A 12897-nucleotide genomic window follows, 5' to 3' on the forward strand; every position below is an offset into this window, starting at 1 on the left:
CCGTCCATCGAGCGGCCCGGATGGGCCGCGCGATCGGAATGAACTGCAGGGTCAGTGGGCTTCCACCGGGGCCGAGGCCCCTTGCGGTTTCTTCAGGATGGCGACCACCGCCAGGCTGAGCACGAGGCTGACGCCGACGAGCCAGAAGCCGTCGGCATAGGCCATGACGTAGGCCTCTCGACGCACTTGCTGTGCCAGCATGCCGACGGCCGCGCCCTTCGCGGCGATCGGATCGATGATCCGCCCATGCAGGCCGGCGGCGAGCGCCGCGAGGTGCTCCTGCGTGCGGGTGGCATTCACGGTAATGGCCTCGGCAAGCACCGAGAAATGCATATGCTCGCGCCGGTCGATCATGGTCGACAGCATCGCAATGCCGATCGAGCCGCCGAGATTGCGCATCATGTTGGACAGCGCCGAGGCATCGGCCGTGTCGCGGGGCCCGAGGCCCACAGTCGAGAGCTGCGAGAGCGGGATCGTGAAGAGCGGCTGGCCGATGGCGCGCATCAGCTGCGGCAGGATCAACTGGTCGACCCCGACATCGTGCGTCAGCCCGACATTGATCCAGCAGCTCGCGATGAAGAACAGCGTTCCGACGATCACGAGCAGGCGCGCATCGAAGGCGCGCATGATCAGCGGCATCATCGGGAAGAGCAGCAGTTGCGGCAGGCCCGACCACATCACGACGTAGCCGATCTGCTGGGCATTGTAGCCCTGGATCTGCGCGCAATAGACGGGGATGATGTAGATGGAGCCGAAGGAAACCGCGCCGAGCACAGTCATCAGCACGCAGGCCCCGCCCACCGAGCGGTTCGCGAGCACCCGCAGGTTGATGAAGGGCCGCTCCGCCATCAGCTCGCGGATGATGAAGCCGACGATGCCGGCGGCTGCCAGCAGGCTCGCTTTCACGATGACCGGCGAGCCGAACCAGTCCTTCCGCTGACCCTCCTCCAGCACGAAGGTCAGCGCCGGCAGGCCGGTGGCCATGAGGCCGATGCCGATCCAGTCGCCCTTCAGGAGCTCGCTCCAGCGGGCGGGGACGCTGTCGAAGGCGCCGAGTTGGATCGCCGCGGCGAGCGGGCCGAAGATCAGGTTCAGGTAGAAGATGTAGTGCCAGGACAGGTTGTCGGTGAGCCAGCCGCCCACCGTCGGGCCGATGGCCGGCGCGAAGGTCGCGGTCAGGCCGAACAGCGCGATGCCGATCGGCTGTTGGCTCTTCGAGAGCCGGGTACGCACGATGACGATGGCCGTGGGGATCAGGACGCCGCCGGTGAAGCCCTGGCCGGCGCGAAAAAGAATCATCTGGCTGAGTGACGTCGAGAGCGCGCAGGCGAGCGAGAAGCCGGTGAACAGCATCGTGTTCACGGCGAGGTATCGGCGCAGCCCGATCACCGAGGAGAGCCAGCCGGTGAGCGGTATCACGATGATCTCTGCCATCAGGTAGGCGGTCGAGATCCAGCTCCCTTCCTCGGTCGAGGCACCGAGCGCGCCCTGGATGTCGGACAGTGAGGCATTGGTGATCTGGATGTCGAGAATCGCTGTGAAGGCGCCGAGGATGGCGCCGAACACAGCCAGCCAGTCGCGGGCGGAAGCTCGTTCCGGCGCGACGATGGCCGTCGCGGCGGCGCTCATCGCGGTAGCGCCTCGCTGACGAGGGCCGGAGCCGGTTTGGTGCGGCCGGATGCGACCGGCTCGATCGGGTCGAGCGTGTGCACGGTAGCCTCCACCGAGAGGCCGGGCCGCAGGCGGGAGAGCAGCGGATCGCCGGCGTCGAGGGCGATGCGTACGGGCACACGCTGCACGACCTTGGTGAAGTTGCCGGTGGCGTTCTCCGGGGGCAGCAGCGCGAATTGCGCGCCGGTGCCGGGAGAGAAGGATTGGATACGGCCGCCGAATTCGTGGTCGCCGAGTGCGTCCACCGTGAAGGTGACGCGCTGGCCCTCGACCATCTCGCCGGTCTGCGTCTCCTTGAAATTCGCGACCAGGTAGATGTCGCGGCCCATCGGCACGACGGTGAGCAGCCCCGTCCCAGCGGACACGAATTGGCCGACACGCAGCGAACGGTCGCCGACCACACCGTCGATGGGCGCGGTGATCGTGGTGTAGGTGAGGTTGAGCTGCGCCTGCTCGACTTTGGCCTGCGCGCCTTCGAGAGTGGCCTTCATGCTGGCTTCGAGCGCCTTGAGGCTCTCGACCTGCTTGTTCGCGGAATCGAGCGAGGCGTTGGCCTTGTCGTTCGCGGCCTTCTTCTGGCGCAGGTCCGAATCCGCCTGTTGCTGACGCTGCACCGTGCCGGAGCCGGTCTGCAGCAGATTTTGGTAGCGGGTGTATTCTTTGGAGGCGAAATCGAGCGCCGCGACGGTGTTGTCGACCTCGGCCTTGGCTGACTGGATCTGCGCCTGCTGCTGCAGGATGGCGGCGGCTGTTGCCAGCACCTGCGCGCGGCTCTTCTCGACATCGGCTTCGGCCTGCTTGAGCGCGACGCGGTACTCGCGATCGTCAAGGCGGGCGATGACGTCGCCGGGTTTCACCGGCTGGTTGTCGCCGACCATCACCTCGGCGACGTGGCCGGCGATGCGCGGGGCGACAGAGACCTTGTCCGCCTGCAGATAAGCGTCCTCCGTCGTCTCCAGGAATCGGCCGATGGTCCACCAGTGCCAGCCATAACTCCCGCCACCACCGATGGCTGCCAGCAGGACAAGCATCAGCACGAGGCGGCCCTTTCGACGCTTGCGCGCGGGAACTGTCGCCGGAACCGACGCGGTCCCCTGCATCGGCAAGGCCGGATCTGGCATGGCGGCGGTGGGGGGATTATCGCTTGGACGGGGTTTCATCGGCGCTGGGCATTAATGAAACGATACGGTATCGTTGCAATACGTCCGATCAGTTGAGCCTGCAAGGAGATTTTTAAAATGGCGCAGTCGGCCACCGCCGATGCCAACGAGCCACCGAAGCGCGGAAGCGGCGGACGTCCCACCCGGGAGGAAGCGGCGCGTCGCGAGGCTCGAATCGTCGAGGTGGCGACGCAGCTCTTCATGGAGCGAGGCTTCGACGCGACGTCGATCGACGCGGTCGCCGAGGCAGCGGGCGTGAGCAAGCCGACGCTCTATGCGCGCTATCGCGACAAGCGGGCCCTGTTCGAAGCCGTCCTGGAAGAGCGCGTCCGTGAATGGCTCGCCCCCCTGACAGCCGCCGAAGCCGAGGCCCTGCAGGCCAAGCCGGGGGGCGCCGAAGCAGTGCTCGACGATCTCAGCCGCAGCCTGCTCGCGCGCTCGCAGGAGCCCGGCGCGGCTGCGCTCACACGCTGCATCGCCGCGCAGGCCCTACAGTTTCCGGAGATGGCGAAGCTCGCCTACGAGGAAGGATGGCTGCGCGGCGTGCGCGCCGTCGGCCGCTTGCTGGACGTTCTCGCGGCCCAGGGACAGATCCAGGTCGACGATTCCGAGATCGCCGCCGATCTGTTTCTCAACCTGATCCTCGGCCGCTCTTCGAAACAGGCGCTCTACGGTATCGCCTTCGATCCGAAGGCTCAGGAGAAGCGGCGGCGTGCAGCCGTGGCGCTTTTTCTGGCCGGTGTCAGGCCGCATCGCGGCTGAGGGCGATCTGCCAGGTTCTCCACCCGGAAGTCGATGGCCACAGCTCCTTTCTCGCCTTCATGGCCAAGAGGGAGCTCGCGAAGTGCGGCAGAGTGATCGGCTTGGCGCCATCGGGCCCCTCTGTTGCGCCGGCCTCATTTCCGCGCCACGAGCGGCCGCGATGCCCCTGCCCCCGACGAGCCCTCTGCCGATTGATGCCGTCCTGCTGCAACTGCGCGAGGCGCTGGTCGTGTCGAGTGCGGCGGTCCTCGTCGCGCCGCCGGGTGCCGGCAAGACCACGCGGGTGCCGCTCGCGCTCCTCGATGAGCCTTGGCTCGCCGACCAGAAAATCATTCTGCTGGAACCGCGCCGTCTCGCCGCGCGCGGCGCCGCCGAGCGCATGGCGAAGACGCTGGGCCAAGCCGTCGGCGACACGGTGGGCTTACGTGTCCGCCTCGGCTCCAAGATCTCGGCGCGAACACGGATCGAAGTCGTCACAGAGGGCGTGTTCTCGCGCATGATCCTTGACGATCCCGAATTGTCGGGCATCGGCGCGGTGCTGTTCGACGAGTTTCACGAGCGCTCCCTCGACGCCGATCTCGGCCTCGCCCTGGCGCTCGATTCGCAGGCGGGGTTGCGGGAAGACCTGCGGGTTCTCGTGATGTCGGCGACCCTCGACGGCGCGCGCGTGGCGCACCTGCTAGGCGAAGCGCCCGTGATCGAGTCCGAGGGCCGGGCCTATCCTGTCGAGACCCGCCATCTCGAGCGTGATCCCAATGCGCGCATCGAGGATTCCGTCACCGAGGCCATTCTGCGCGCCCTCAGGGCGGATAACGGCTCGGTGCTAGCCTTCCTACCTGGACAAGCCGAGATCCGCCGCGTCGCCGAACGCCTCGAAGGTCGGGTCGGGCCGGAAACGGACGTCGCGCCGCTCTACGGTGCGCTGATGCAGGGCGAGCAGGACCGGGCGGTCTCGCCCGCGCCTCCGGGCCGGCGCAAGGTGGTGCTGGCGACCTCCATTGCCGAGACCTCGCTCACCATCGAAGGCGTTCGGATCGTTGTGGATTCCGGCCTCTCGCGGGTGCCGGTCTACGAACCCGGCAATGGCCTGACCCGGCTCGTCACCACCCGCGCCTCGCGCGCTTCGGTGGACCAGCGCCGGGGTCGCGCCGGACGCACCGAGCCGGGGGTGTGCTGGCGCCTCTGGTCGGAGGCGGCCACCGGCGCGCTGGAGCCGTTCACGCGGCCGGAGATCCTCGCCGCCGATCTCTCGGGGCTCGTGCTCGATTGCGCCGCCTGGGGCGTCAAGGATCTGAACACCCTGCGTTTTCTCGATCCGCCGCCAGCCCCGGCGCTGGCGGAGGCGCGTGCTCTTCTGGCCCGTCTCGGTGGTCTCGACGAGGATGGACGGATCACTCCGACGGGGCAGGCCCTGCGTGCCCTGCCGCTGCCGCCGCGGCTTGCTCGGATGGTGGTGACGGCTGCGGGCGCAGGCGCCGCGCGCCAGGCCGCCGATCTGGCTGCGGTGCTGGTCGAGCGCGGGCTTGGTGGCGACGGCGTCGATCTCGGGGAGAGGGTGGAGCGCTTTTCGCGCGAGCGCGGCGGCCGGGCTGCAGACATGCGGCGCCTTGCGGAGGGCTGGGCCCGGCAGGCCGAGCGAGCCACGGTCTCCCCGCAAATATCTAATTTGACAGCGGAAATCCTGTCGCGGCCCGGCCCCCTCCTGGCGCTTGCCTATCCCGATCGGATCGCGCGATCGCGAGGGCGAGACGGGGCTTACGTCATGGTCCAGGGCCGCGCGGGACAACTCGATCCGGCCAGCGCGCTGGCGCGCGAGCCGTTCATCGTCGTCGCTGACCTCGCCGGAACCGCCGGCTCGGCGCGCATTCTGGCGGCTGCGGCGATCGATCCGCGCGAGATTCGAGCCATCGCGTCGAACATGATCGAAGAGAGCACGACCATCATGTTCGACGACAGCTCCGGCCAAATCCGGGCGCGGACGGGGCGGCGGCTCGGGGCGGTCGTCCTGGACGAGCGCACGCTGCCCGTTCCGCCTGATGACGCTTCGGCGCAAGTCCTCGCGCGCGGTCTCGCCGGGCTCGGGCTCGACCGACTGCCGTGGAGCGCGGGTCAGCGGCAGTGGCTGGCCCGGGTCCGGTTCCTGCGGGCGGCCGAGGGCGACGCGTGGCCGGACCTGTCGGACGAGGCGCTGACGCAATCGGCGGAGGCGTGGCTGGCGCCGGCGATCGTCGGGCGCACCGGACGCGATGCCGTCACCGTGGATGATCTCGGCCGGGCACTCGACGGCCTGCTGCCCTGGAACCTGCGGGCGCGGCTCGAGGCGGAGGCGCCCTCCCATCTCGAGGTGCCGACTGGCTCGCGCATCCCGATCGATTACGAATCCGGGCCGGAGCCCGTGCTGGCGGTGCGGGTCCAGGAATTGTTCGGTCTCGACAGGCACCCGAGTCTCGGCGGCGGGCGGGTGCCGCTGGTGCTGCACCTGCTGTCGCCGGCCCAGCGCCCGATCCAGATTACGCGCGACCTGCCCGGCTTCTGGCGCGGATCGTGGGCGGCGGTGCGTTCCGAGATGCGCGGCCGCTACCCTCGCCATCCCTGGCCGGAGGACCCGCTCTCGGAAGCGCCGACGCGACGGGCGAAGCCGCGGGGAACGTGATGCAGACAGGACCGGCGCCGCACGCATCCGGCCGGCTCCAGAGGGGCGGTGATCCGGGCTTCGCGGCCCTCCTGCGCGGGTTCGATCCGCGGGGCCGGCTGTCGCGCCGCGCTTATGGCCGGCGCGTGGTGCGGCTTGGGCTGCTAGCGGCTGCGCTGGCGTGCCTCGCCGTCGTGCTGGCTGGCCAGGGATGGCGCGTGGCGGCCCTGGTAGTGGCCGGCAGCGCTCTCCTGCCGGGGCTTGCTGCCCTCGCGCAGACCGTGCGGCGGCTCCACGATCGCGGTCGCACCGGCCTGTGGCTCGCCCTGCCCCTGCTGCAGACGGCGCTCAGCTTCGTGCCGATCGAGGATCAGGTCGAGGCCCACCCTGCTGCGGTCCTGGCCTATGCTCTCGCCGCGCTGGCAGCCGGGCTGTGGTTTCTCATCGAGACGCTGGGCCGGCGCGGCACGGCCGGCCCGAACCGATTTGGCCCCGAGGACGGAGGCTGAAACGACGGTTCTGGAACGAGGGGACGACGTCCCCACGTCTGAACGCCCGATGCAATCCGGCGGCGGACGGAACCAACCTGAGGTGAGTCCACTTATCGCGAGTTAGGTCTTGGTTCAGACACCAACCTGGACGCAGCCGCCGCATGGCCGCTGCCTCAGGACGCCACAATGGTCCGGTACCAGACTGAGAAGTCGGCTCCCCTTGTTGGAAGAAGAAGATCCCATCGACGGGCCGACTCGCGCGGGCGCCAAGGCAGGCTCGCCGGAGCGCGCGTGTGAATTCTCCCCGGCGCAGGAAAGCGTTCCTGTCGCCTCGCAGGGAGTATACCGAAACAGGCTTCTCAGGCGGTGTGTGCCGGCCGACCTCGCGCTGCTCGCAACCAACCTCGTGCCGGTCGCGCTCGAATGCGGTCAGGTCCTGATCGAGCCCGGCCTGCCGATCCGCGAACTGGTGTTTCCTGAAAGCGGCTTCGTTTCAGTGGTCACGGGGCGGCGCGGCGACGGGGCCGAAATCGCTCTGATCGGCTGTGAGGGCCTGGTCGGCGCGGTCCCGGCGCTGCTGGGCGTCGATCGAACGCCCGACACATCGGTCGTCCAGGTCGCCGGGCATGGCCACAGCATCCGGATGGAAGCGCTCGAGGCGGCCGTGGCGGGGAGCTCGAGCCTGCTTCGGCTGCTGCTCGCTTTCGTGCAGACGCTCTACCTTCAGACGGCGCAGACCGCTCGTGCCAATCTCACCGACAACCTCGAATCCCGCCTCGCCCGCTGGTTGTTAATGTGCCAGGACCGTCTCGGGAGCGCGGACATTGCCGTCACCCACGAGCTCCTGGCGATGGTGCTCGGTGTGCAGCGTTCCAGTGTGACGGTGGCGATCCAGATGATCGAGGGCCGCGCGCTGATCAAGGCACAGCGAGGCCGGGTCCGCGTGATGGATCGGCATGGGCTAGAGGCGGCTGCCGGCTGTTCCTACGGCCTGCCGGAAACGGAATATGCGCGGCTGATCGGGACGGGGTGACCAGCGGAGACCGTTGCCGGCGGCACCTTAGGGTTGTTTCGTCGGTGAGATGTGGTCGCGGCGGGTAGAGTATTCAATCGGCAATATTCAGTAGCCGTAATGTCGGGTATCCGACATAAAACGGTCAATGCGTATACATCTTATGTTGAAACCCTATAGTTGTGCGATTGCTGCCGAGCGCTCGTGTCATGCGGAGGGCAAACCGTGTCCAACGTTGAAGCTCAGGTCGTAATGGAGACGATCGCAGAGATCGAACGAATCCGCGAAATATTCAAATCAAGTGGTAATCACAGGCTTTGCGTCTTGCTCGACATGATTACAATCGAGTTGAGGCATGAGCAATCGTTTTCCGTTACAGATCCTCGACCTGACACACCATCCGAACCTTAAGCGAAACGTGGCCCGTTTCGTCCCTTGCCGAGAGGATGAGCGTTGTTTCTTTCGCGTCTTCCGCTTCGGCAGCCATCAGAGCCGCCACGACGCCGAGGGCCTCACGGCGGAGCATGCGGTAATCGCGGATCTCGCGGCCGATTTCGTCGGGGATGGTCGAACCGTCGTCAATGTCGAAGAAATAGCGGCTCAAGGCCAGCCCCCGGTCTCTATTTGCCGATTTCGGCTATCACGTGCTGGGCGCGCCGGACACGTGTAGGAAGACTTAGCGCAAGCTTGGCCGGATTGAAAAGCTCGTGCGCAATCTTTGCGGTGGCCAACGCCGCAAGACGATCGATGACAACCTTGGCGGGTATACAGGCGTGGCGCCTGAGTGAGCCTCAGTGCTCGCGGACGCGATCCACGACGTCCCGGGCTGCAGAAAAGGCCTCGTCGGCGTCGAGTTCGGTCGTGTCGATCCGTACGGCATCCTCGGCGGCCTTGAGCGGGGCGGCACTCCGGGAGCTGTCGCGCTCGTCGCGAGCGCGGATATCGGCGAGGATCGCGGCGAGCGTGGTGTCTTCTCCGCGTCCGGCAAGTTCGCGATGGCGGCGGCGGGCGCGCTCCTCTGCCGAGGCGGTGATGAACAGCTTCACCCGCGCATCGGGACAAATCACGGTGCCGATGTCCCGTCCGTCCAGCACTGCGCCAGCATCGTCCGACGCGAACCGGCGCTGCCAGGAGAGAAGCGCGGCACGCACCTCTGGGATGCCGGAGACCCGCGACGCGGCCTCCCCCATCGCACGCTCGCGCAGGCGCGGATCGGCGAGTTGGTCGGCGACGAGCCGGGAGGCGACACGCGTGGCTTCCGCTGTGTCGCTGAGATCGGCCCCGGCATCGAGCATCAGCAGCGCGACAGCGCGGTAGAGCAACCCGGTATCGAGATGCGGCAGGCCGTAATGCAGGGCCAGACGGCGTGCGAGGGTGCCCTTGCCGGAAGCGGCCGGCCCGTCGATGGCAATGACCAATGGCATCGGATCAGCCCGAGATCGCGGCGCCGAGCGCCGTCATGCTCGGTGTGAAGCTCGGGAAGCTCGTCGCGATCATCGCGCCGTCATCCACCGTGACCGGCTCGCGGGTGGCGAGCCCCAGCACCAGGAAGGACATGGCGATGCGATGGTCGAGATGCGTCGCCACCGTGCCGCCTCCGCGGGGTGCGGAGCCACTGCCCCGGACGATCAGGTCGTCACCCTCGATGCTATGGTCGATGTCGTTGGCGGCGAGTCCGTCGGCGACCGCGGCAAGGCGGTCGGATTCCTTCACGCGCAGCTCGTGAAGGCCATTCATCCGCGTCGTGCCCTCCGCGAACGCGGCGGCGACGGCGAGCACCGGATACTCGTCGATCATCGCAGGCGCGCGCTCGGCCGGGACATCGACGCCCCTGAGGCGGCTTGCGCGCACGCGCAGGTCGGCGACGGTCTCGCCGCCTTCGTCGCGTTCGTTCAGGCGCTCGATATCGGCGCCCATCTCGATGAGCGTGGTGATGAGGCCGATGCGGAGCGGGTTCATCATCACGCCTTCGATCGTCACCTCCGAGCCCGGCACGATCAGGGCCGCCACGAGCGGGAAGGCCGCCGAGGACGGGTCCGCAGGTACGATCACGTGGGTGCCGCGCAGGGTCGGCTGGCCGGTGAGCGCAATGGCGCGGCCGTGCCCTCCGGGACCGTGCGGCGTTACCGCGACCTCGGCGCCGAACAGGCGCAGCATGCGCTCGGTATGGTCGCGGGTCGCGGCCGCCTCGATCACCGTGGTGATGCCGGGCGCGTTGAGCGCTGCCAGCAGCACCGCCGACTTGATTTGCGCCGAGGCCACCGGCGTCTCGTAGGTGATCGCGATTGCCTCCGCCGGCCCGCGCAGGGTGAGCGGCACCCGGCCGCCCTCGGCCTCGGAGACGACCTGGGTGCCCATCTTGAGGAGCGGATCGAGGATGCGCCGCATCGGGCGTTTGCGAAGGCTCGCATCGCCATCGAAGGTCGCGGTGACGGGCTGGCCGCCGACGACGCCCATCATCAGCCGCGAGCCGGTGCCGGCATTGCCGAAATCGAGCACGCCCACCGGATCGCTCAAGCCGCCGATGCCGACGCCCTTCACCTGCCAGCGTCCCTCGCCCAGCCGCTCGATCGAGGCGCCGAGTGCCTTCGCCGCATCGGCGGTGCGCAGCACGTCGTCGCCTTCGAGAAGACCCTCGACGCGCGTCTCGCCGATGGAGAGCAGACCGAAGATCATCGCCCGATGCGAGATCGACTTGTCGCCTGGCGGCCGAAGGGCGCCGCGCAGCGGCGTTCCGGGCGAGGCAGTGACGGGTTGCGGCTCTGAGGCGTGCGACACGGGCAGGGCTGAGGGGCTGTTTCGGGGATCGGGGTCGTCCCCGGGAAGGGGCCGGTTACCATGGGGGCGACCGCACGTCATCCGGGCCGCGCCGCATGCCGACACCGCCGGTGCCGGGCCTCTTGGTTGCGATGCCATTTGACATGCTCGCAGGAGCCGACTAACGGGGCCGCGCTCCCCCCGACACGACCTCCAGAGGTTCCAGCCCGTGGCCCGACCGGAACTCGGCATCAAGCGCCAATGCATGAATTGCGGCGCGAAGTTCTACGACTTGTCCCGCGATCCGGCGACCTGCCCGAAATGCGGCACGGTCTTCCAGATGGCGGCCGCCGGGCGCGGCTCGGCGCCGGTCGTCAACCGCAAGGATGACGACGAAGAGGACGAGGACGAGACGGGCCCCGAGGTCGTGTCCCTCGATGAGGCCGAGGCGAGCGAGGATAGCGACGCCAAGGTCGACGGCGACGACGGTGACGACGACGATTCGAGCTCCGGCGGAAGCGACGACGACACCTTCCTCGAGGAGGAGGATGACGACGACGTTTCGGACCTCGTCGAGAACGACGACGATAACGACGACGACAACTGATCACCCTCGCCCCTGATGCCTTGACGACACACCAAGCAGGGGCGAAAAAAGGAGCGGAGAAGGGGCTTGAGTCCCGGCAAACCTCCGCTTATAGAACCGCCCTCCCCGACGGGCCGACCGCCGGGAGGTTTTCCGAAACGAACGACCAGATCGTTTCGGACACAAGTGGGGCCTTAGCTCAGCTGGGAGAGCGCTTCCATGGCATGGAAGAGGTCATCGGTTCGATCCCGTTAGGCTCCACCATTTTCCTTCAGTAAGCTCGTCGTTGAGTTCAGGTGCCACAGCCGCGATCGAGACGCGCGCGCCGGACGAGACACGATGAAGATCACCCAGGCCTTCACCTTCGAGGCGGCGCACCGCCTTCCGAACGTGCCGCAGACGCATCGCTGCTTCCGCATGCACGGCCACTCCTATCGCGTCGAGCTGACGGTCTCCGGCCCGGTGGACGCGACGAGCGGCTGGGTCATCGACTTCTACGACGTCGAGAGCGCGTTCAAGCCGATCCTCGAGAGGCTCGACCATCATACCCTCAACGAGATCGAGGGGTTGGAGAACCCGACCGCCGAGCATATCGCGGCCTGGATCTGGCATAAGACGAAGCCTGTGCTGCCGGGCCTCTCCAGCGTGAAGGTGATGGAGACGCCGCTATCCTGGGCGGAGTATGACGGCGACTGATCCGAGCGACGACGGCGCGCTGGTCCTCTTTTCCGGAGGCCAGGATTCGACGACCTGCCTCGCCTGGGCGCTGGAGCGGTTCCCCCGCGTCGAGACGCTCGGCTTCGACTATGGCCAGCGCCATCGCATCGAGCTCGACTGTCGCGAACAGCTTCGCAGCGAACTCGGGCGCCTCGACGAACGCTGGGAGAGCCGTCTCGGCCCCGATCACACCATCGACCTCGCCGCCCTCGGCGCCGTCTCGGAGACCGCGCTGACCCGGGACACCGAGATCGCCATGGCGGCCGACGGCCTGCCCAACACGTTCGTGCCGGGCCGCAATCTGGTCTTCCTGACCTTCGCCGCTGCCCTCGCCTACCGGCGCGGCCTGCGCCACATCGTCGGCGGCATGTGCGAGACGGACTATTCGGGCTACCCGGATTGCCGCGACGACACGATCAAGGCGCTGCAGGTCGCGCTCAATCTCGGCATGGAGCGGCGCTTCGTGCTGCACACGCCGCTGATGTGGCTCGACAAGGCCGCGACCTGGGCGCTGGCCGAAGAACTCGGCGGCCGGCCGCTGGTCGACCTCGTCGTCGAGGACAGCCACACCTGCTATCTCGGCGAGCGCGGCGAACGGCACGACTGGGGCTATGGCTGCGGCACGTGCCCGGCCTGCGCGTTGCGAGCAAAGGGCTTCGCAGGCTATCTCGCCAGGCGCGGCGCCTGATCCTCGATACAGTGCTCGATGTGTGCTGTCGCACGCGAATGAGAATTCGTGTGTAACCTCTCCGTCTGTTCCGCGAAATCCTGATTAGCTGCGGCCAATACCGGCGCCAGAGCTCAATCAGGAGAAATATATCATGATCAAGCAGATCTTTGTTGCTGCTATTCTTGCTGTTGGTGCGACCAGCGGTGCTCTCGCACAGACGCGCACTATCAACGTCTGGGGTGCGCAGCTTGAGGTGCCGACCTATGGCGCGCCCGCGCCTGCCGCTCCCTCGGCCATGCAGGCTGCGGAGCGCTTCGATCGGAACACCACGACCTTCACGGCGATGCACACCCGCGACGGCCGCTCGCAGTCGCGCAACCGCTGACATCGACCTTTCTGTAATGACAACGGCGGCGCGCTCCGAAGGGAGGCGCCGCCG

At 67.7% G+C, this 12897-nt stretch carries 13 protein-coding genes and 1 tRNA gene; 9 read left to right on the forward strand and 5 right to left on the reverse strand.

Annotated features, from left to right (window positions below; genetic code table 11):
- Positions 1 to 51: 51 nt before the first annotated feature.
- Positions 52 to 1629, reverse strand: a complete 1578-nt coding sequence (locus tag HCU64_RS15665; RefSeq protein ID WP_233385000.1) for a DHA2 family efflux MFS transporter permease subunit — start codon at positions 1627 to 1629, stop codon at positions 52 to 54.
- The gene (locus HCU64_RS15670) at positions 1626 to 2771 is read right to left on the reverse strand and encodes an HlyD family secretion protein (RefSeq protein WP_233385001.1); all 1146 of its coding nucleotides are present in this window, start codon (positions 2769 to 2771) and stop codon (positions 1626 to 1628) included. The genes HCU64_RS15665 and HCU64_RS15670 overlap by 4 nt, the downstream gene beginning before the upstream one ends.
- A 138-nt stretch (positions 2772 to 2909) precedes the next feature.
- On the opposite strand from HCU64_RS15670, the gene HCU64_RS15675 reads away from it, so the two are divergent.
- The 4 genes from HCU64_RS15675 to HCU64_RS15690 all read left to right on the forward strand — a co-directional run bounded on the left by HCU64_RS15675 (position 2910) and on the right by HCU64_RS15690 (position 7749).
- Positions 2910 to 3593, forward strand: coding sequence for a TetR/AcrR family transcriptional regulator (locus tag HCU64_RS15675; RefSeq protein ID WP_233385002.1), 684 nt, complete (start codon positions 2910 to 2912; stop codon positions 3591 to 3593).
- Between the two features lie 160 nt (positions 3594 to 3753).
- Complete coding sequence (gene hrpB, locus HCU64_RS15680) at positions 3754 to 6246, forward strand: ATP-dependent helicase HrpB (RefSeq protein WP_233385003.1); 2493 nt, start codon at positions 3754 to 3756, stop codon at positions 6244 to 6246.
- Entirely contained in the window at positions 6246 to 6734 is a 489-nt protein-coding gene (locus tag HCU64_RS15685) for a DUF805 domain-containing protein (protein ID WP_233385004.1), read from the forward strand. The genes hrpB and HCU64_RS15685 overlap by 1 nt, the downstream gene beginning before the upstream one ends.
- A 352-nt stretch (positions 6735 to 7086) precedes the next feature.
- Positions 7087 to 7749, forward strand: coding sequence for a Crp/Fnr family transcriptional regulator (locus tag HCU64_RS15690; protein ID WP_233385005.1), 663 nt, complete (start codon positions 7087 to 7089; stop codon positions 7747 to 7749).
- A 352-nt stretch (positions 7750 to 8101) separates the two neighbouring features.
- On the opposite strand, the gene HCU64_RS15695 is transcribed toward HCU64_RS15690, so the two are convergent.
- The 3 genes from HCU64_RS15695 to aroA all read right to left on the reverse strand — a co-directional run bounded on the left by HCU64_RS15695 (position 8102) and on the right by aroA (position 10506).
- The gene (locus tag HCU64_RS15695; RefSeq protein WP_233385006.1) at positions 8102 to 8332 is read right to left on the reverse strand and encodes a DUF6894 family protein; all 231 of its coding nucleotides are present in this window, start codon (positions 8330 to 8332) and stop codon (positions 8102 to 8104) included.
- 187 nt (positions 8333 to 8519) lie between these two features.
- A complete protein-coding gene (cmk, locus tag HCU64_RS15700; protein ID WP_233385007.1) occupies positions 8520 to 9152 on the reverse strand; it encodes a (d)CMP kinase in 633 nt (210 codons plus the stop codon).
- A gap of 4 nt (positions 9153 to 9156) precedes the next feature.
- A complete protein-coding gene (aroA, locus tag HCU64_RS15705; RefSeq protein WP_233385008.1) occupies positions 9157 to 10506 on the reverse strand; it encodes a 3-phosphoshikimate 1-carboxyvinyltransferase in 1350 nt (449 codons plus the stop codon).
- A 208-nt stretch (positions 10507 to 10714) separates the two neighbouring features.
- Between aroA and HCU64_RS15710 the strand changes: the two genes are divergently transcribed.
- The 5 genes from HCU64_RS15710 to HCU64_RS15730 all read left to right on the forward strand — a co-directional run bounded on the left by HCU64_RS15710 (position 10715) and on the right by HCU64_RS15730 (position 12843).
- The gene (locus HCU64_RS15710; RefSeq protein ID WP_233385010.1) at positions 10715 to 11092 is read left to right on the forward strand and encodes a TIGR02300 family protein; all 378 of its coding nucleotides are present in this window, start codon (positions 10715 to 10717) and stop codon (positions 11090 to 11092) included.
- A 167-nt stretch (positions 11093 to 11259) separates the two neighbouring features.
- Positions 11260 to 11335, forward strand: a tRNA-Ala gene (locus tag HCU64_RS15715).
- Between the two features lie 75 nt (positions 11336 to 11410).
- Positions 11411 to 11767, forward strand: a complete 357-nt coding sequence (queD, locus tag HCU64_RS15720) for a 6-carboxytetrahydropterin synthase QueD (RefSeq protein WP_233385011.1) — start codon at positions 11411 to 11413, stop codon at positions 11765 to 11767.
- Positions 11754 to 12476 (forward strand): 7-cyano-7-deazaguanine synthase QueC, encoded by a 723-nt coding sequence (gene queC / locus HCU64_RS15725; RefSeq protein WP_233385012.1) that lies wholly within the window; start codon positions 11754 to 11756, stop codon positions 12474 to 12476. Before queD ends, queC begins: the two co-directional genes overlap by 14 nt.
- A gap of 133 nt (positions 12477 to 12609) precedes the next feature.
- Positions 12610 to 12843, forward strand: coding sequence for a hypothetical protein (locus HCU64_RS15730; RefSeq protein ID WP_233385013.1), 234 nt, complete (start codon positions 12610 to 12612; stop codon positions 12841 to 12843).
- Positions 12844 to 12897 lie beyond the last annotated feature (54 nt).

The organism is Methylobacterium sp. C25 (assembly GCF_021352225.1).
Classification (GTDB): Bacteria; Pseudomonadota; Alphaproteobacteria; order Rhizobiales; family Beijerinckiaceae; genus Methylobacterium.

Excerpts from the sequence above, each read along its gene's own strand:
- HCU64_RS15665 (WP_233385000.1), bottom strand. The coding sequence starts at position 1,629 with ATGAGCGCCGCCGCGACGGCCATCGTCGCGCCGGAACGAGCTTCCGCC.
- HCU64_RS15670 (WP_233385001.1), bottom strand. The coding sequence starts at position 2,771 with ATGCAGGGGACCGCGTCGGTTCCGGCGACAGTTCCCGCGCGCAAGCGT.
- HCU64_RS15675 (WP_233385002.1), top strand. The coding sequence starts at position 2,910 with ATGGCGCAGTCGGCCACCGCCGATGCCAACGAGCCACCGAAGCGCGGA.
- hrpB (WP_233385003.1), top strand. The coding sequence starts at position 3,754 with ATGCCCCTGCCCCCGACGAGCCCTCTGCCGATTGATGCCGTCCTGCTG.
- HCU64_RS15685 (WP_233385004.1), top strand. The coding sequence starts at position 6,246 with ATGCAGACAGGACCGGCGCCGCACGCATCCGGCCGGCTCCAGAGGGGC.
- cmk (WP_233385007.1), bottom strand. The coding sequence starts at position 9,152 with ATGCCATTGGTCATTGCCATCGACGGGCCGGCCGCTTCCGGCAAGGGC.
- queD (WP_233385011.1), top strand. The coding sequence starts at position 11,411 with ATGAAGATCACCCAGGCCTTCACCTTCGAGGCGGCGCACCGCCTTCCG.
- queC (WP_233385012.1), top strand. The coding sequence starts at position 11,754 with ATGACGGCGACTGATCCGAGCGACGACGGCGCGCTGGTCCTCTTTTCC.
- HCU64_RS15730 (WP_233385013.1), top strand. The coding sequence starts at position 12,610 with ATGATCAAGCAGATCTTTGTTGCTGCTATTCTTGCTGTTGGTGCGACC.